The organism is Nostoc sp. DSM 114159 (assembly GCF_053470285.1).
The window spans coordinates 3,586,328-3,605,866 of sequence record NZ_JBPFEH010000001.1; the positions used below are offsets into that span (position 1 = coordinate 3,586,328).

The window sequence follows — 19,539 nt, forward strand, 5'->3', positions numbered from 1 at the left end:
ATCCCGCCCAGAACTAAAGTTCCGGGCTGATAGTTAAAGCCCTCTTTTAGAGGACTAAACTAAATTTCTTGTTTAGTCCTCTTTTAGAGGACTTGCGTTATGAGACTCGGAATTTATTCCGAGGCGGGATAGATACACTGCACCAACACTTGTGTGTACACCGTAGCCTGGTAGGAGAGGGGCTGGGAGAGAGGTCAAAATAGCACTCGTCGAACTCACGTCATATTAGATGACCCACAAACCCAAACTTATCCCAGTGAAGGGAAAGAGGAAAGCAGGAGGAGAATAACTCCTAACTCCTAACTCTTGTACAGACGCGATTAATCGCGTCTCTACTCCCCACTCCCTAATTCGTCTCTTGAATTTGCAAACGAACAGTGTGTTCAGTCGCACCACTCAGTTGCAATTCCATGATTTCACCACCTAGAGGTTCCAAGCAAGTAAGGAGCGATCGCAGGTTGGGTGTACTTGCACCAGTATCTACATATAATCGATCTGCTAAATTACCGATCCGTTTCCAAGTCATGTACAATTTAGCGATCGTTTGTTCAATTTGCGATGCCTGATTTACCAAATCAGCAGCAATGCTCAAACAGCCGACTCTTTGCGCTTCTTCTAAGGCTGTTTCAATATCAACATTTTCCTGGGTTAGCGCCTGAACTTGAGCCGCCCCTTTGAGATATTTCGCCAAGTTACGCGCTTCGCTAGTTACCTGTTTCAGAGTATCCACATCAGGATTGGCAGCTATTTCCTTTTGGATAAACTTTTGATGCGATTCTGGCAGTTTTTCCATTTCCTTCACCAGTGGGGCAATGTAGCGCGGGGGAAGGGTGTTATCTGCGGCTTTTTCTTTAACGGCTTCGGGTAATAAATCTGAGGACATGGCTGTCCATTCATCATTGAGTTGACGCACTTCCCGCCTTGTGATGCGATCGCCTTTTTGGGCGGCTTCACTCACCATCTGTTGCACTTCTGGGACTGCTTTGGAGGTTTCGACAAATGCCCGTTTACTGAAGTTATTCACAGATCCGGGGTCAAGTTTACCGTCTTCGATGAGAGTATCAGCACTATTTGCCAGTTGAATCCAGGAGTATGCTTGACTTTTACTGATTTCCCGCTCTTTTAGCCATCGGAGAAAGCCAGTACCGCGGCCGTCACCACCCACTTTTTCTCTGTCGCGGATCGCCCGTAAAATTCGCCCCCGCCAGATTTCAGTTTGCAAATCAAAGCGATCGCATACCTGCCAAGCTACTTCTAGCTGCTGTTGAAAATCTGACTCTAGAATCTGTTCATCTTCTGGATCGGGCAGTTCAAAGCTGATATCGGCTGGCTGTTGTAAAGCAGCAGCAAGGTCGTTGATGGAGTCGGTATCTTGCACGATTGATGACTAACTAGTGGATGCGATCGGCTTATTATGCCACAATCTGTGGACTCTCACTTAAGGGGGAGTACGGTATTTTGAGTTACAACAAAGATAGTAGGAAAGGGGTAAACCCAATACTGCTCGGTTAAAGGGAAAAGGGTAAGGGGAAAAGGAGTAGAAGGCTTGATATATAAGGTTTTTTCCCTTTTAACATGAGTCCCTTTCCCCAAAACCCGATAAGTATTGGGGGTAAACCACCTTTGTAAAGTCAAGAATAAAGGCGTCAGTCGCCAGAATGGGCTAAACCTTAGCTATCCGCTAACAGAATTTAATTCTGTGTGATGGTTACTGAGCTTGTCGTACCACTTCGTGGAAGCAAGCTACGCGCAGCGTCTTGTAGAGAAGTACTGGCGGATAGCGCAGAGTCTTGTAGAGAGTGTCTTGATTCTGAATTCTGAATTCTGAATTGTGCATTCTTCTTTAATTAATCAGAGAGAATAAAAATAAAACGATGAACCAGGTAGACTACCTCCGCATTAGCTTAATCGATCGCTGCAATTTTCGTTGTCAGTACTGTATGCCAGAGGGAGTAGAACTGGACTATATTCTCAAGCAACAGTTATTGACTGATGAAGAACTACTCACCTTAATTCAAGAGGTATTTATTCCAGTAGGCTTTACCCGATTTCGTTTGACTGGAGGTGAACCCTTATTACGTCCGCGTGTGGTGGATTTAGTCGGTGCGATCGCAACTTTACCCCAAACTCAAGATATCTCAATGACCACCAACGGGTTTTTGCTGGCTCCGATGGCAAAAAACCTTTATAATGCTGGTCTGCGACGAATTAATATTAGTCTAGACTCTCTCGATCCCGATATTTTTGACCAAATTATTGGTAATCAGGGGCGTTCTCGTTGGCAACAAGTTTGGCAGGGGATTCAAGCAGCCCATCAAGTCGGATTCGACCCCCTGAAGCTGAATGTGGTCGTAATTCCTGGCGTTAATGACCACGAAGTTCTCGATTTAGCCGTCCTAACAATTGATAAACAGTGGCACGTTCGCTTTATTGAATTTATGCCCATTGGTAATGTGCATTTATTTGGCGATCGCGGTTGGGTATCTTCAGCCGATTTACGAGAACGTATTCGCGATCGCTGGGGCTTGACAGAATCACAAGTTCGTGGTGCTGGCCCTGCCGATGTTTTTCAAATTCCTGGTGCGAAGGGGACACTAGGATTTATTAGTCAGATGTCGGAATGTTTTTGCGATCGTTGTAATCGGATGCGCCTGAGTGCTGATGGCTGGCTGCGTCCCTGTCTATTGAATGAAACTGGTCAAATAGATTTAAAAACTGCCCTGCGTTCTGGTGTCAGCACCGCTAAATTACAAGAGCAGGTCAGAGATTTACTCGCAAATAAGCCAGAAATTAACTTTAAAGGGCGTGATTCTGGCATTTTAGGTGCATATACTCGCACCATGTCGCAAATTGGCGGTTGAAAAAAGTTAGGAGTTAAAAGTGAGGAGTTAGAAATTATCGTCTTGCAACTCCTAACTCATAACTCCTAACTCCTAAGTGTTTAAGCTTGTCGTGAGTAGTATTCCACCACAAGTAGTTCATTAATTTGTAATGCCACCCATTCGCGCTCAATAACGCTATTGACTTTACCAACCAATTTATTTTTGTCAAACTCCAAATGACTGGGGAGGTTTGCCAAACCGGGATATTGCAAGTTAGCTTCCACCAATTTCCGTGATTGTGCCCGATCTCTGACGGCAATTGTTTCACCAGGACGGCATTGGTAGCTGGCAATATTCACCACACGACCGTTAACAGTTACGTGACCGTGATTTACCAATTGACGAGCGGCTGGGATAGTTGGAGCTATACCTAAGCGGAAAACGGTATTATCCAAGCGCATCTCTAGCAATTGCAACAGTACTTGTCCCGTAGAACCAGTAACACGTCTGGCTTTCCGCACATAGCGGAGCAATTGCTTTTCAGTCAAACCGTAGTTGAAGCGGAGCTTTTGCTTTTCCTCTAGACGGATAGCATATTCAGAGCGCTTCTTGCGATTCTGGCCATGCTGCCCAGGTGGGTAAGCGCGTCTGGCACTTTTACGAGTTAATCCTGGTAAGTCGCCCAAGCGGCGGACAATTCTGAGGCGGGGCCCTCTATATCGGGACATGAGTTTCCTTAATCTAATCCTGTTTAAACTTTACCGAAACATTCCATTTTGACACTCCCCTAATTGTTAATCAGGGGATTCTTGGTTTTTTGAAGCTGCTTACCGAGGTAAGACGTATCTCACCAAGGTAGACGCATCGATTTTTGCGCCAGTTGCTTTTAATCGGTAAACCCGACAAACTAGCCTCCAAGCCTGAATTCCGACCTGTCACGCCGTACTTCTGCCCATAAGTTTTTTGTGTTTATTTAGTTTCGTAGGCTACTCAATCATCAGATTGGTTTACGCAGTATTCTTACTCTGAAATACTTTTTACGTTGCCTACTTATCTTTCAAACAGCTATATTAACACAATTTTCGACATAATTAATTATGTCCATACTTTACTACCTCTGAAATTCTTAGATTACAGAGGATTTTTAAGATATTTGAGTTAGCATAACTTTGGGTGTTTGGAGAATGGCAATGTCAATGAGCAAAAAAGTGGTTAGCAGAGTTAAGAACAAACAAGGCAGTTCCACCTCCAGGATTTTAACATTACCAGTTTTGGCTATAGCTGGATGTTTAACAATCTTGCCTAATGTGGCTGTTGCTGCCTCTTACAGGAATGATTATAGTGTCTGTGCGGGTCGCCTACTGAGTGTGGGTGTAAAGGCAGAAGCGGCATCAGCAGGTTGTGCAGCAGCATTGCGTCCAAGAGATTTGGCTGCTTGCGTGGTGAAAATTGATAAGGAAACCCAAATTGCTGCAACGGATGCGCTTTTTTCTTGTGGGAAGGCCCGGCGTCCTGAAGAGTTAGCAACCTGTGTAGTTGGTGTTAGCTTAAGTACTAAGGAAGAAGCTAATCCGACAGTTTTAGATTATTGTGGACGCAGTTTGTTACCCGTGCGCTTTGGTCAGTGTGTGGTTGGCTTGCGTAGCCAAATCAACTTTCCCGCTACTCAAGCGCTAGATACTTGTATCAGTGCTGCTGATAGTGTTATCGGTGCTTCATCTTCGTCTACACAGCCAACGATAATTCCTGAGGGTTCAAGTCCAAGTTTAGAAACTACCCCATTTCCAAACCAACCGGTTGTTCCAACTCAACCAGTTATTCCAACTCAACCAGTTATTCCAACTCAACCAGTTATTCCAACTCAACCAGTTATTCCAACCCAACCAGTTGTTCCAACTCAACCGGGCACTAATTAGATTACAGTGCTTTGTGTAATTGATATACAGGTTGAATTTAGAGTGGCTATTTGCCAACCTGATTCAGGGACTACCAAAAAATAAATTATCCGATTTTAATTTGTAGGTTGGGTTGAGCAACAGCGAAACCCAGCCTTATATATTTACAATGCTTCAACCTGACTGGATAATTTACCTTTGCTGACTGTATAGCTTTGGTTAGGCAATGACAGTAATATTTACATTAGTTACTATTGCTTGATTCGAGAACTAGGCGATTTGAACTTGTGCAGCTTTACCAATCCCATCTGCGTCAAAAAAAAGATTACCGATCGATACGCTTGGCTTTGTGAAAAATTGTAGGTTGGGTGAAGCAAAGCGCAACCTAACAAAGCTATGAAAATGTTGGGTTACTCTTCGAGAAGCCCCTTCGGGTCTACGTTTTTCAAACCCCACTTGCTTCTCCCTTAGCGCAACGCCTCTGTCAAAAGGAGAAGGAGAGACGCGCAGCGTGAAGCTTGCTTCCCCAAAGGGGTACAAGTCGGGAAACCGCAAAGGCGCAGTGCCTCGCCAACCTACACAACTTAAGGTTTTTGGTGCTAACCCAAGCGTATTAAATTATCGGTAGTTCGATCGTAGAGAAAGCGATCGCTTTGTCGCACTAGTTCCAAGTCGGAACAAGCTGGAATTAAAGCAATAATAGTTATTATATTTCTTACTTTGGTGTTTATATCATCATCGAAAGGTTGAAGAAGTTTCAGCATCTCGCCCAAAAAAGCCGTCTTTTTGCCCTTCTCAATGATGCCAACACCCGATCTTATCTAGACTACAAAGATATCACGCGAACCTTCAGGCGGATTGTACACTAATGCAACTTTTGTCAAACGTTGTATTAAGTAGGATAAACTTCGGTAGCACTTCTGCCACTTGTGGGCATACGATACCTAGCACTGTTCCCATGTCCACTGACCAGATAAGCATTTCATTCAAATAAATGAAAAACATTATAATTCTCCTCTCCAACGCAAAGAGGAGTTGGAGAGAGGTTAGTTGAACTCACGTCAGTTTTTCAGCTTTGGGAATTTAGGATTTTGCACAGTTTGTACAGTTAGTTGTACTAGTCTTCTCTTTCACCAAAAGCTGTCTGTAAAACCACTGCAATACCACCATCTTGATGATATTTGTCTGCCCAGGCACGGATAACTTCATCCAATTCTTCCATAGCCCGATCCATTTTTTCTGGGAGGATATCAAGTTCTTCCAGCAAGCGCATGGCATTTCGTCGCCGTTCTGCCCAATTTTTCATCATGCGAAAATACCGAGCGGTATCTTCCACGGTGATGTGTGTACGTTCTTCATCGTCTGTTGGGGTATAAGAAAGACGGGTTAGCGCGTAGAAGGGCATTCCCCAAGGAGAATCAATCCGTGTTACCGTTCCTGAGTAAAGCAGACGGCGCTTAATATGCTCGCCCAAAGCTTCACTCAAAGGCATTTGGTGTTCTGCTGGTAAGTCTTCTTGCGATCGCTTGTGTAAAAACTCGATCAAATCCAGAAACTCAAAGGAGCTAACTAACTGAGCATCAGGTAGATTACTTGGTAGTTTCTGCTCAATTTGTCTTTTTTCTTCACTTGTCAGATTAGTACCAGGAACGCGCGATCGCCCCGGTTGCCAAGGATATTTTTCTAGCCAGACATAAGGCAATTGAATTAAATAGCGAGGTTCTTGAGAACCCAGCATTTTTAACAGTTTGCCTTCTGTTAGTGCCTGCCTGACTTCTTCTACAATAATTTTTACTCGTTTTGGCTCCAAGTGGTGCAAATGCCCTGTCATCCGCAGGTTTTGTCCCTGCTCTAGATAGGTCATGTAAATTGCACACTTTGCTGCTGTTGCGGCTGCGTCTAAAAATGCCCCATGCCTGTGCCCACTCGTCCGCATGGCACTAAAAGCCAGATAAAGCATGATCTGATCCATCGCACTGGGGTCAAGACGTTTGATCAGATCTATGTCGTTACTCATATTACAGACAATTGAATAGCACGTTTACACAATTTTAATCGAGTGAAAATAAGTAGTACACACCTGGCTGAAAGCTGTCTTTACTTCAAACTATATTAGTATGCGATAACGATGATATCGGTGGTAGCGCAAACTACCATTTTCGCATCTTTCCTGGTTAAAAAGCAGAGTTGCTAGTTGTGACTATAACTGTCTGAAGCATTTAACCGGGAAATTAGAGACACCACCAAATCTAGTTTAACGGTGGTTTATGTCCCAACAGTCAACTATGCTGCAATTCATCTCCAAAGCCTTTCAGTTTTCTGGTTTTTTTCATCTTTCAAGAGCAACAACGTCAAGCTGCTTACACCTAATGATGGTGCTGTGCCGATTCAGAATAAAAACTAGTTTGCACAGTTAATCTGGGATATTTGTTACTAGAAAAAGATGCTTTTTTGCCACTTTGGCGAATTATTTGTAGTACACAATTGACTAGAAATAATTGGGAATTGTCTCAAAACAAATCGCTTACCAGGTGTAGCCACATTTAGAGGTTGAGCTATACAGCCCGTTGTCAACTATCATTTTGTTCACAACCTCCAGTGATGTCTCGGTAATATGAGCCGTTGGCTTGAGGAAAGATAGTAGACATCAAGTAGAGCAAATAATTCCAATTTCAAAATACCTGTTGTTTTTCAAATATTGTTCTATATCATATCACCATTTTTTCGTTTTGAAATAAAATTGTGCATTTTAAAGTTTATAAATGATGACTATTTAAATATTTTATATTCTGCTTAAATCAAGGTTTGATGATATTTTATATCTATCCTAAATCCCACTTTTATTTATTATTTTATATATGATGAGTGGACACAAAAAGCCGCGATTACTTCCGACTCAATCGCGTAGATATAAGGCTTTGCTGCTCGTGCTAATAACCGAAAGATTAGTTAATAGCTATACATATAATAAGACATCTTGGGTTCCATCCGATGATTGTTTAGAGTTTTTTTTGCCATAAATTTATATTTCTTTCATGAAAGAATTTTAAATTTTGATGATTTAACTAATTTCTTGGCTACTTTCAAGTATGTTTTACCTCGCTATTTTGTATATTTCAGAGACTTAAATTACGTAGATAGTTTGTCGCGAGAAAAGAGTGAGAATCCGTAGTAAGCTACGATAAAAGCTTCTTTTTCTGGGTGTTTTGGCGATCGCAGATTAAGTTGACTTGTATAAAACGATAGAAATAAAGATACCATTTTACAAAACACAATTAGTAAGTGGGTGTGAATAATTAAAGATTTGTAGTGACTTAGTGCAGTCTGGGAGGCTTCCTCATTAAGGACAAATAAAACGGAACAACAAGGACTTTAGCTCTCACTACAAGGCAATTTCATGTAATTTACATTGCTTAACATAAGTTAGTCTATTCTTGCCCACTTACTTTGCCTCCTATACTGAAAAAACAGGTAGGCCGACCGCCTAATATCAACTAAGTACGTTTGGCTTGAAAAAACGAGTTCCTCTAAGCATTTCTGCGACTTCTCCATCTCTTAGTTCCAAAATATGCTGCAATAGTCTTAACTCCTTGCGAATATTCTCTCTGAGCAAGTACTTATGCTCGTACTACTCATGTTGCTTACATATACGTGTTTTCCCTACCTGTATCAGGCTAAATTCCTAAAAATATATTACAAGTCGATTTATTCTGAATACTGCTTGCCGATCTATTAAGTGTTATAGCAAGAGGCAGCTTGGCAGGAGGCAGTGTTTCGACTACGCGGCAGTTGAGCGTAGTCGAAACTCAACAACCATGCTGGAGGTAAAAACCTTGCTATTTCTGAGATTTACGCTTGTCATTATTTCCTAATCTACCTGGCAACTGCTATATCTGCACCCAATACTGCTTGGGTTTGGGATTTTAAACTGGAATTTGGTTTTGGGAAAAGGTTACTGGGTTTAGGTTAAAGGTTTTTTCTTTCCCCTTTCCCATTCCCCTTTTCGCGTTAACCGACAAGTATTGTATCTGCACCTATACAGCATTCTGAAATTATTCGTAAAAACTTAAATCCCCAACTTCTTTGAGAAGTCGGGGATCTTGAAGTTACAAGTGAGTGCATTAGCGTCAAGATTGATGCTGAGAGTGATGGGGAGTAAAGTAGCTCCTATCACTCTTAAGCTGATTGAACTCGCCATTTAATTCGTGGGACTAGAGGATTTAACCTGATTTCGCATTGTTTCAAAGCTGAAAGCAGCCGCGCCAAAGGTTACAAATAACACTCCCAGAATTTGCACAATATCCAAATTTTCTTGAATGATTAACCCAGCGAAAATCACGGTTAAAACTGGGATGCTACCACCGATGAGCGCCGATCGCGAGGCACCTAGTTTACTAATACCAACATTATTGAGCAAATAACCTGCAAGGGTCAGCACGCCTAAAATAAACGCGCTTAAAACCAATTCCAGCATTTTCGAGGGGTCAACTACTACCAAGTTCCAACTGCTGGGCAAAGGTAGCATCAAACAGATAAAGCTCAACAACAACATGGTAGTGAAGTTGATTAAAGTAAAAGTCACCGGATGGAGTTTGCTAGCACAGACTCGCGTCAGAATTATGTAGGCACCAAAAGCCACACCCGAAAGAATGGCAGTGCTGCTTCCTATTGAAGTATTACCGATACCGATGCTGGGAGAACCTCCTAAAACCAACAATTCACCGCAGCAAATCGCGGCGATCGCGGCGATGCGGAATAGAGTGGGGCGATCGCGAAACAGAAACCACGAGAATAGACCACTAACCATTGGATAGATAAAGAACAGTGCGATCGCCATTCCCGTTGTGACTTGAGCGATCGCAATATAGATTAATACCTGAGATAAAAACAAAAAGCAGCCACTCACAATTGACAACACCAAAATCTGCTTGGTAGCGGCATTGGCAGGTGTGGAATTTCCTCGGACTGAAGCAGACAAGTTATCCAAATCTTGCCACAGTCTTGGATGCAATATCGGAGACAAAAGTACCATTAGTGGTACGACTACCATAAACCGTAGCGTCAAAATTAACAGAGTATTGCCCAAAGTCGGCGGTAGCAATTGCTCTACCTCTAATACTCCAAAAATCTGGGAACCTTCGTGGAAAATCACCTTGATGGCTACGTTGTAAAGTGACGACACCACTGCCGATAAGACGATCAAAAACAAACCGATTCTGAGTGCCGATAACCCAGAGGAATTAGGCGATCGCGATTGTGGGGGTTTTGCTTCCACCTGCGCTTCTGGCGCAGTGGTCGATGAGGATTCAGCTGTACTTTGCGATACGTTCTTACGGCGGACAGAAAGTGGTTCAGTAGGAATCTTGAGAGAAGGTCGGATTATTCTCGGCTGTAGCACAGATGTGAGCAAAGACTCTGATTTCGTTTCGTCTTCCGGCGATTCCTGATTGAGGACAGAAATTGGCTCGGTGGCATTATCCTTTGGTGGCGGAACTACAGCCGCAGTAGATTCTGATGGCGTTTCTCTTACCGACAAATCCTTGCTTGGATTCGCGGTATTTTCTCTAACAATCGGCGGCTCTAGTGTTGTTTCTTTTGGCGACAAATCCTTACTGGGAGAAGAAATTGGATTCGCGGTATTTTCTCTAACAATCGGCGGCTCTGGTGTTGTTTCTTTTGGCGACAAATCCTTGCTGGGAGAAGAAATTGGATTCGCGACGTTTTCTTTAACAATTGGTGGCTCTGATGTTATTTCCCTTACCGATGCATCCTTGCTGGGAGAAGAAATTGGATTTGCGGTGTTTTCTCTAACAGTCGGTGGTTCTAATGTTGTTTCCCTTGATGAAAATTGATTGGAGATCGGGGAAATTGGCTCAAGGGAATTTCTTACTACTTGCTCAAACTCTGGCAAGGATGTTTCAACAGAACTGTTTTTTTGTGGCTCCGTAAACTGCAAAACAGTAGGTATACCTGCTGTTGCTGATTTGCGTGAAGTTTCTTCTATAGTTTTTTCTAGTTCTCCATGCAGGCGGTTAACAAACTCCGCCAAAATCGTTTCCCCTTGCTGCTGCTGGCTATACATCCGTGACAACTGTTGGGAAAGATTACTTTGATAGTTCTTCAGCTCCTGTTGTAAGGAATTAAAGGTAACTGTAACGGTGTCATCGAGACTGTCAAACATGTGTTCAACTTTTTCATTGATTTCACCGACTACATTGCTGCTCACTTCAGCAGACTTCAACGCCGCTTGTTCGTAAGATTTGCCCTCCATACTTTGATTAGCTAAAGTTGTCAGAGAGGATTGCAGTTGTGAAGATATATGCTTTGCCAGAACTTCTGCCAGTTGCCGAATTAATACTTGCTGCTCGGTGATTTGGCGCACTTGTTGTAAATGCTCTTTTTCCTCTACCAAGCTTTGAATCTCATCAGATAACCGATTTTTTTCTGACTGAAGCCGCTTTACGTCTTCCTGCAAGCCTCTGAGGACATTCTGCTGAAGATTTTCTAAGTCTTCAACTAAAGCCCAAAGAGCATTTTCTGCTGCTCTAGATAGCTCCCCTCTGACTCTTGGGTTTTCTGGTTGCTTCTCGAATCGCCCCATTAGCTTCTAACCTCTAATACTTTGACGATAAAGCTGCTTCCCGTACACTTTATTGGCGGTCATCCTAATTTCCTGTATTTTGTCAGATAAATTAAAAATTTTAACAGCACTTCCGCATTTCAACGTAATTCTGTCATACTAGACACAAGTTAGCAAAGCATCTAAGTTTGCCAACACAGCTGACTACACCGTGTTCTCTTCAGTATTGATAAGTATTTAACCATTAGATTTGGAATTTTGGTGAGGTAGCACCCGTCTCAATACTGCTCGGTTAACCATTTTTAACTGGCCATTGGGTTTGGGGAAAAGGTTAAAGGGTAAAGGTTAAAGGTTTTTTCTTTCTCCTTTTCCCCAAAACCCGAAAAGTATTGGATCGCCACGCCTGGAAGTGCCTTAAATAGGGACTTTTTTATTTTTGGTCAGTTTAATTTTCATAAATTATTTGCCAATGAAATTTTACTTTTAAAGAAATCTCACTCCAAATAAATATTTATTGTTTTGCTGCCAACAATAATTGTCAAAGATTCACAGATGCGTGTGCGTAGGCGACTTGTCGCTAGATATCCCCACCAAATTGTCTGACTTGCGAAACTAACTGTAAATTTGTGTGGAATGTAACTGGTGTGACAGTTTATATCTCTAAATGGAGATTAAAGTATCCTTCTGTGGAAATTCTAAGTTACGTTATCCCCTGCACAACATTCTAATGAATGAGCAACAATTCTGCAAAAGCACGCTTTTTTTGGCGTTGTTGCAGTCTGGGTTTTGCTTTGAGTAAATTCCAATAGAGGAAAAGTTGGGAAAATATTAATAATTCTTAGAAGAATAAAATTCGGGCGATGCTGAAAATGGCAGCGCTAAGGACAGCACTCACGGGGATTGTAATTAGCCATGCGGCAGCAATACCTTTTAGTGTTTGAAACTTAATCGACTTGAGATTTTGCACTAGTCCAATACCAACTACACCGCCGACGAGAGCGTGGGAGGTGGAGACTGGTAAACCTAGCCGGGAAGCAATAAGTATGGTGGTAGCAGTTGCCAGTTCGGCACAAAATCCACTACTGGGTTGCAAGGCAATGATGTTTTCGCCAATGGTAGCAATAACTTTTTTTCCCCAGACAGCTAAACCACCAACAATACCAGCACCACCAAGGATTAAAATCCAAAGCGGGATAGTTATACCATCAGTAGGTACGCTACCAGTGCGATTGATGTAAACGATCGCAGCTAAAGGAGCGATCGCATTTCCCACATCATTAGAACCGTGAGCAAAGGCGACAAAGCAAGCACTTAGGAGTTGGAATCGACCGAATAATCTTTCTACGGGATTTGGGAGTATTTCTCCCTTGTCTCCCTTATCTCCCAATTGTCGCCAACTAAGGATTGTGAGTCCAACGGCTGCGATTGCACCTGTTAACAGCGGGATGTCGTAAGCAGGGATTGTAAAACCAACTTGCTCAATGACAAAATTGGTTAGCGGTTCTGTAAGCGATGGTAAGACAATCACGCCGAATACACCTAGCAGCGCAGTGCTTAACCAGGGAATCCATTCTTGTAACTGGACTACTTGATTGGGTCGATCCAAAATCCAGTGCTTGATTTGACTGTAAAATAAAGCGGCGATCGCACCACTAATTAATGGCGTTAAAATCCAGCCAATGGTAATTAAGCCAATTGATGACCAATCAATTGCATTTACTCCCAAAGCTACCCAACTAAATCCAGCGATCGCACCAACAACCGCATGAGAAGATGAGACTGGTAAACCGCGTGATGTGGCAATTTGCAACCACACACCACAGGATATTAATACCGTTACCATCCCAGTAACTAATATTTGGGGTGTAGCTGCGAATAAAGCGGGATTAGCAATTTTCGTTGCGAGAGTTTCCGTTACCTCATGTCCAAACAACACAGCACCCGTAAACTCTAATACCCCAGCAATTATTAGTGCTTGTTTGAGAGTGACAGCTTTGGAACCTACAGAGGTTCCCATCGCATTAGCGACATCGTTTGCTCCGAGATTCCAGGCGACGTAGAAAGCTAGTAGAGCGACGAAAAGTAGAGTAATAAGCATTTTGTTGCGGACAAGGGGAAAGTGAGAGAGATAAGGATGAAACGTGAGCTTGTAAGGGTGAACTTTGAACCTTTGAGCTTCATCGTCGAACCTTTGAGCTTCACCGTTGAACCTTTTAGCTTCACCGTCGAACCTTTGAGCTTCACCGTTGAACCTTTGAGCTTCACCGTTGAACCTTTGAGCTTCACCGTTGAACCTTTGAGCTTCACCGTCGAACCTTTGAGCTCCGTCGTTGAACCTTTTAGCTTCACCGTTGAACCTTTTAGCTCCATTGTCGAACCTTTGAGCTTCACCGTCGAACCTTTGAGCTTCACCGTTGAACCTTTTAGCTTCACCGTTGAACCTTTTAGCTCCATCGTTGAACCTTTTAGCTTCGTAGCTGAATCTCAGACAGAACTTTAAACTTCTAGTTTTAACACTCTCCTATCTCCCTAATCTTCCTTTTGCGGATAAATTAAGATTTTATAAGTATCCGGTGTGGGTGCGATCGCAACTTCCACGGCTGCTGATAAATCTTTTAATGGATAGCGATCGCTAATCAACGCTTTTACATCAATTCGCTGATTAAACACAATATCGGCTGATAGATTCTGAAGCCGATAAGATGAGCTATAACTGCCGATCAAGTCAATTTCTCGACGGTAGAGGATATTTGGGTTAATGGGAATTTCCACCTCATCAGGAAATTCGGCGAAAAACAAGATTTTACCGCCTTTGCGGGTACTATCAAGTGCTTGAAAGAAAGCTTTCTCACTCGGAACCGCCAGCAAGGTGACATCAACGCCTAGTCCACCAGTTAAGGCATGAATTTTGGCAGATAAATCGGGATCGCGAGCATCAAAAGCCGCCTCTGCACCGACACTCAAGGCTTTATCAATTCTAGAGGGTAGTAAATCAGTAGCGATCGCTTTTGCTCCGAAATACTTCACCAACATAATGAACATTAACCCAATTGGCCCAGCACCAGTAACTAATACAGTTTGTCCTGGAGCAATTTGAGCTTTTCTCACTGCCTTCAAACAGCAGTTAGTTGGTTCTACAAAACTGGCTTCTTCAAAACTAATATTATCCGGGATGGAAATTAACCCACCGTTTTCCACAATATGTCCTGGAACTTTGACATAATCAGCAAAACCGCCACCACTGGCGTTAAAGCCTGCGGTAGTGGAGATGTTTTTGTAAACATCGCACATCGAGAAATTATCATTTAGGCAATAGGCGCAACGCATACAAGGGATGTGATGCATCACTGCTACCCGTTGTCCAACTTGCCAACCTTTGACATTATTGCCTACTGCTGCGATCGTGCCGGCGGTTTCATGTCCAAAAATGCGCGGCGGTTCATACAGTGGATAACGAATTTTTTTTATATCTGACTGACACAATCCCACAACCCGCACCTGTACCAGCACTTCATCTGCTTCCAGAGTTGGAACTGGGATATCTTCGTAAGACAGTTGATTAACGCCTCTAAATACCTGTGCTTTCACGTTGGTTTTTCCCCGCTTAACGATACTAGATGTAACATTAGCAGTCAACGTTAGGCTATCACACCTGTGATTTTTGTGTGTTGGCTTGTTTTAAGCGTTGTTCAAATTTTTAAAGTTGGTCAATAGTCAAAATTATAGTTTTTTGAGCCAGTTGGGTGGGCGGGTTTTCCGGCTTGAGCAAACTGGCGTGGACTGTGAGCTATTCACCATTGACAAACAAAAATTATGGGAGAGTGGTAAAAAGGCTCAACACTTAGCATCTGTAAGAGTAAGGTTAAAATATAGACATTCTTCATGGTAGGCGATCGCCTTTAAGCCTTGATATTGGGTCAGTCACTAAAGTGAGATTATAAAATCATTCGAGTCTTGGGAACTGGTAGTTTTGGTCAAACCATCAAAAAAAATTTTAATTTATATAAAATAATTAATTTCCTTTTGTATCCTTAGTAAAGTACGAGGAGCAACACCAACTTGTTTAGCTTTTTTTAACCAATCTTTGACCTGATTTTCATTGCCTAAAAAATAATCTGCTTTAGCAATGTAGCAACAACTATATGCGATATCAATGAGATCGTTACCTGATTCCGTTAAAGGTAAAAGCATTTCTTTACCTTCACTATATCTACCTAATTCTATTAAAATAGCTCCTCTAGTTCCTTGAATAGTTTTAATATCACCAGCTAATGCCAGTGCTTGAGCAGACCAAGCATCAGCTTTTTGCAAATATTGAATTTGTTCATGCTCAATAACAATCGAAACTAAAATATCAAGAATATATAGTTTATCTCTTACAATCAGACAATCGTTGATTACAATTGCCTCCAATAATTCAATTGCTCGATCAAAGTTTCTTTTCTCGAATTCTACTTGAGCTTCATATAGTATTTGTAATATTTTCAAATTATTATTAAAGAACTCAATTAAAGAATCATTTTTATTAATTGTGTATCTAGCTAAACCTAACTTTTGTTGAATAAATTCTGCCTGAGTTTTAGTCAAAGCATCGAGTACTTGCTGACCATCGTTGGAATGCTTTTGTCCGTATAAAGTTAATTGTGATGGACAAAGATTTCCAATAATTAATAAAGATTCAAAAACAGCAAAAAATATTATAATATTTAGAAAGCTTGTAAATTTATAATGTAAAATCCTCTGATTGTAAATATTAATAATTAATCCAAATAATAAACAATTAATCATCGGCCCGGCTAAATACACAAATATCAACTTAGGTTTAATGTTATGCAAGCTTAAATTAGACATATAAGTTATACCACCATTTGGGAAAATATTAAGTTCAAATATACAATTAAATAATTTAAACTTTAACATTCTTTTTCCAGTTCCAATTTTTACTGAATATGGATTAAAACCAATCATTTTAGCTACTGTAAAATGTCCCATTTCGTGACAAGAAATTGAAAAATAAGCCCAAGCATAAATCAATAAAACTTCCATTTTAATCACAAGTTACTCTTTATTTATTAGTATTCCCAAATAATTACTAATTATTTTCAGTAAAAATACGATAAATAGATAATCAATTTGACATTCTAATTATTTAATCATTAGCTAATACAAACATTAGATAATAATAAAAGACTTATGCAAGAGGATAAAATCTCATGTATCTCGTCAACAATACGTAAATTATTTATGGTTAATCAAACATATATAGCTGATGTTTTAGTTGTCGGCGGTGGAACCGGAGGCACTGCGGCTGCTATCCAAGCGGCGCGACGGGGAGCCAAAACCATTTTGGTGAGTGAATTTCCTTGGTTGGGAGGAATGCTAACTTCGGCTGGAGTGTCTGTACCCGATGGCAATGAATTAGAATCCTTTCAAACAGGGTTATGGGGTGCGTTTTTGCAGGAATTGCGACAACGACAGCCTGGAGGATTAGATAACAGTTGGGTAAGCTTTTTTAGTTACGATCCCCGAATTGGAGCAGAGATTTTTGCAGATTGGGTGCAGGAATTGCCGAATTTGCACTGGATTTCTGGACAAGTACCTTTAGAGGTATTTCGACAAGGTAATTTGATTACTGGTGTCCGCTTTGCTGATTTTGCTGTCACAGCCAAGATTATTCTCGATGGCACAGAATTAGGAGATTTATTAGCTTTAGCTGACATACCTTACCGTTGGGGCTGGGAATTGCAATCTGAGTGGGGAGAACCCAGCGCCCCAGTGACTTTTAGCTCTTTAACCCACAAATATCCTGTGCAAGCGCCCACTTATGTAGTGATTATGCAGGACTTTGGTGAAGCAATAGCACCAGAGATTCCAACTGCGCCTAACTATAATTCATCGCAGTTTACAGGTGCTTGGGATGCCTATGGAGCAGAGACATTTTTAAATTATGGACGTTTGCCCGGTGGCCTATTTATGATCAACTGGCCAATCTGTGGCAATGACTACGGCGAAGGGGTAGGGCGATTGATAGAGTCAGATGTATCCAGAGGTGAATTCATCCAAGAATCTCGCTGGCACAGCCAAAATTTTGCTCATTTTATCCAAAAACAGCTTGGTCGTCGCCATGGTTTAGCAGAAAAAGTATTTCCTCACACTTCTACAGCTTTTGCACTGCATCCCTATTACCGGGAAAGCCGCCGCTTGGTGGGGCTAACTACTGTCCGAGAACAGGATATTTTGCCGATCGCAAAAGGTAGAGTTGCATCTATATTTAATGATGCGATCGCCCTACAGCCCTTCGGGCATCCTACGGCAGGCGTTTGCGAAGCAATCGCAATTGGTAATTACGCCAATGACCATCATTATCCTGGTGTTCAATTCCCACTGCAACCTAAATCGATCCGTTGGGGTGGACGTTGGACTGGAACTCCTTTTACAATTCCCTACAGTTGTTTAATTCCAGCCACAACAGATGGTTTCTTGGTGTGTGAAAAGAATATTTCTGTCTCCCACATTGCCAATGGCGCTACCAGATTACAACCTGTGGTGATGGGCATTGGTCAAGCAGCAGGGATGGCGGCGGCGATATGTGTTGAATTAAACTGCCAGCCGAGGGATTTACCTATTAGAAAGCTGCAAACGGCTTTATTAGAAGATAATCGCTCAAAAGCGCTAATTATTCCTTTGTTTAATCTTCCCCCCAATCGTTCGGATTGGCGGCACTGGCAACTGTATTACTTAGATAACCCACAAGCCTATCCAGTTAGTGGCGATTGCCCTAAATCTGCTTTTGGCAAGCCATTAATTCCGGAAAGTAACTGTTTCAAAGGGATTTTTTACCGCTTAGAACAGCAGGAATACAAATTCACTGTCACAGCACCAGCCGCGTATCAAGGGCAAAATTGGCAGCTTGTGACTTTGCGATCGCATATCGACGAGCAATTACGCGCTTATCCCCACGAACAATTAGTTACATTGTGGGGTCATTACAATCACTCTGGTAATTGGTTATTAGTCGAACATTTAAACGGAGGATAAGAAGAGTTTATTTTCAGTAAAACAGAATACTTTTTGATGAATTGTCCGGATATTAATCAAAAAGCTAAGTATCAGTGAAGTGGAGAGTTCCCAAATAGACATTTGCTATGCGTGCTGCCATTTCACTTTTAGTCTCGAGTCTGGTGTTCGGCCCCTTAGCTTTTAACTGCCAAGCAATGGTCAATCACTTATCAACAGGGCTGCCTTCCACGCCTACTTCGTCACAGTGGCTCTCGGCGGCATCTGAACAAGCTTCAGATGATGCGCCACGTCATCGTGGTAGTGGGCGCAGAGAAGTGACACAAAAAGTCCGAAATATCTATGCTGTGGTTTAACTACTGTAGGGTAATGCCTCTTTTCCCAAAGGAACAGAATTACCAGGAAACAGGATATTGTGTTAACGTTTTTTACACAGCTTTTCTGGCGGAAATATATACAGTTGACACACGAAAGTCTTCAGCGATCGCTTAGTATTTCAACTGCAAACTTTGTATATATATAGTTGGTCTCAATTCTGCCGATCGAAAAGCAAATCAAATTAAGTGCTTTGATTGATAGCATTACCAACTCCTCAAAAGCTCTACAACTGTTGCTCATTTTCGGTGGAAAGCTTTGCATCTCAATCCTCAACGGCTCTAGAAATAGATGTTATTTAGGCTACGAGTTAATCTAAAGCACATCTAATTCAGACATTTTGCTTGTTGAAGAAACAGCCTTAGGGCAACTTCACTTTATTCCCCAATAAATTTTCTTCTCATACATCCAGTAGCCGATTATCTACAAAAGAAAGCAACCGCTCTTCGCTCTGACATTTGTTTAGCGCCTTTTGCCGAAGCATAAAATCCCTTTCGTTTCATCTCTTGCTTATCTAGGTAGGGATTCGCATAAGTAGTATAGGTTTATTGCACTTGCTAACAAATTTATTATTCTTGACCTACTTTTACCCCTTGGTTCGTTCTCCTCGTAGATGGCTCCCGACAAAATAAGTGTTAAGAAGGATCTGCCAGATCATCTTAGTCTTTTTAATTATTTTACACCCAAGGCCAGATGCAAAAATTTGCATTTGGCTTTTTTATATGAATTTTTTTTAAAGAAACGTGAGTTCGACAAGTCTTATTTGACCTCTCCCCCAACCCCTCTCCGTGTCGGAGAGGGGAGCAAAAAGCTGAATTTTTCGTTGCTCCTCCCTTTGGGTTTCGGAGAG

General features: G+C 41.8%; 15 protein-coding genes. 6 read left to right on the forward strand and 9 right to left on the reverse strand.

The features are described 5' to 3' along the window. Nucleotides 1-346: 346 nt before the first annotated feature. Complete coding sequence (locus tag ACR5KR_RS14735) at nucleotides 347-1,378, reverse strand: hypothetical protein (RefSeq protein ID WP_322674727.1); 1,032 nt, start codon at nucleotides 1,376-1,378, stop codon at nucleotides 347-349. Nucleotides 1,379-1,708: 330 nt separating this feature from the next. After that, entirely contained in the window at nucleotides 1,709-1,837 is a 129-nt protein-coding gene (locus ACR5KR_RS14740) for a hypothetical protein (RefSeq protein ID WP_448267041.1), read from the reverse strand. Between the two features lie 37 nt (nucleotides 1,838-1,874). Here ACR5KR_RS14740 and moaA point away from each other — a divergent pair, with 37 nt between their 5' ends. Then, nucleotides 1,875-2,861 carry a GTP 3',8-cyclase MoaA gene (gene moaA, locus ACR5KR_RS14745; RefSeq protein WP_448267042.1) on the forward strand — a complete coding sequence of 329 codons (987 nt, stop codon included), beginning with the start codon at nucleotides 1,875-1,877 and terminating at the stop codon, nucleotides 2,859-2,861. Between the two features lie 80 nt (nucleotides 2,862-2,941). On the opposite strand, the gene rpsD is transcribed toward moaA, so the two are convergent. Further along, nucleotides 2,942-3,550: a 30S ribosomal protein S4 gene (gene rpsD, locus ACR5KR_RS14750; RefSeq protein WP_445631725.1), complete on the reverse strand. Its 609-nt coding sequence runs from the start codon at nucleotides 3,548-3,550 to the stop codon at nucleotides 2,942-2,944. Between the two features lie 462 nt (nucleotides 3,551-4,012). Here rpsD and ACR5KR_RS14755 point away from each other — a divergent pair, with 462 nt between their 5' ends. Further along, entirely contained in the window at nucleotides 4,013-4,738 is a 726-nt protein-coding gene (locus ACR5KR_RS14755) for a hypothetical protein (protein WP_448267043.1), read from the forward strand. A 578-nt stretch (nucleotides 4,739-5,316) separates the two neighbouring features. Here ACR5KR_RS14755 and ACR5KR_RS14760 read toward each other — a convergent pair. Both ACR5KR_RS14760 and hetR read right to left on the reverse strand, forming a co-directional pair. Next, nucleotides 5,317-5,481, reverse strand: a complete 165-nt coding sequence (locus tag ACR5KR_RS14760; RefSeq protein WP_448267044.1) for a hypothetical protein — start codon at nucleotides 5,479-5,481, stop codon at nucleotides 5,317-5,319. Between the two features lie 353 nt (nucleotides 5,482-5,834). Then, the gene (hetR, locus tag ACR5KR_RS14765; RefSeq protein ID WP_445631722.1) at nucleotides 5,835-6,734 is read right to left on the reverse strand and encodes a heterocyst differentiation master regulator HetR; all 900 of its coding nucleotides are present in this window, start codon (nucleotides 6,732-6,734) and stop codon (nucleotides 5,835-5,837) included. Between the two features lie 243 nt (nucleotides 6,735-6,977). Between hetR and ACR5KR_RS14770 the strand changes: the two genes are divergently transcribed. Then, entirely contained in the window at nucleotides 6,978-7,121 is a 144-nt protein-coding gene (locus ACR5KR_RS14770) for a hypothetical protein (protein ID WP_448267045.1), read from the forward strand. Nucleotides 7,122-8,915: 1,794 nt separating this feature from the next. On the opposite strand, the gene ACR5KR_RS14775 is transcribed toward ACR5KR_RS14770, so the two are convergent. Together ACR5KR_RS14775 and ACR5KR_RS14780 are read right to left on the reverse strand one after the other, a co-directional pair. Then, the gene (locus tag ACR5KR_RS14775; protein ID WP_448267046.1) at nucleotides 8,916-11,318 is read right to left on the reverse strand and encodes an EamA family transporter; all 2,403 of its coding nucleotides are present in this window, start codon (nucleotides 11,316-11,318) and stop codon (nucleotides 8,916-8,918) included. Between the two features lie 817 nt (nucleotides 11,319-12,135). Then, nucleotides 12,136-13,395, reverse strand: a complete 1,260-nt coding sequence (locus ACR5KR_RS14780) for an inorganic phosphate transporter (RefSeq protein WP_448267047.1) — start codon at nucleotides 13,393-13,395, stop codon at nucleotides 12,136-12,138. Between the two features lie 36 nt (nucleotides 13,396-13,431). On the opposite strand from ACR5KR_RS14780, the gene ACR5KR_RS14785 reads away from it, so the two are divergent. Then, nucleotides 13,432-13,797: a hypothetical protein gene (locus tag ACR5KR_RS14785; RefSeq protein WP_448267048.1), complete on the forward strand. Its 366-nt coding sequence runs from the start codon at nucleotides 13,432-13,434 to the stop codon at nucleotides 13,795-13,797. Nucleotides 13,798-13,826: 29 nt separating this feature from the next. On the opposite strand, the gene ACR5KR_RS14790 is transcribed toward ACR5KR_RS14785, so the two are convergent. Continuing rightward, nucleotides 13,827-14,885 carry a zinc-dependent dehydrogenase gene (locus ACR5KR_RS14790; RefSeq protein ID WP_448270199.1) on the reverse strand — a complete coding sequence of 353 codons (1,059 nt, stop codon included), beginning with the start codon at nucleotides 14,883-14,885 and terminating at the stop codon, nucleotides 13,827-13,829. A gap of 411 nt (nucleotides 14,886-15,296) precedes the next feature. Beyond that, nucleotides 15,297-16,343 carry a site-2 protease family protein gene (locus ACR5KR_RS14795; protein ID WP_445631717.1) on the reverse strand — a complete coding sequence of 349 codons (1,047 nt, stop codon included), beginning with the start codon at nucleotides 16,341-16,343 and terminating at the stop codon, nucleotides 15,297-15,299. Between the two features lie 198 nt (nucleotides 16,344-16,541). On the opposite strand from ACR5KR_RS14795, the gene ACR5KR_RS14800 reads away from it, so the two are divergent. Together ACR5KR_RS14800 and patX are read left to right on the forward strand one after the other, a co-directional pair. Then, complete coding sequence (locus ACR5KR_RS14800) at nucleotides 16,542-18,335, forward strand: FAD-dependent oxidoreductase (RefSeq protein WP_448267049.1); 1,794 nt, start codon at nucleotides 16,542-16,544, stop codon at nucleotides 18,333-18,335. A gap of 107 nt (nucleotides 18,336-18,442) precedes the next feature. Beyond that, nucleotides 18,443-18,670 carry a heterocyst-inhibiting protein PatX gene (gene patX / locus ACR5KR_RS14805; RefSeq protein ID WP_445631715.1) on the forward strand — a complete coding sequence of 76 codons (228 nt, stop codon included), beginning with the start codon at nucleotides 18,443-18,445 and terminating at the stop codon, nucleotides 18,668-18,670. Nucleotides 18,671-19,539 lie beyond the last annotated feature (869 nt).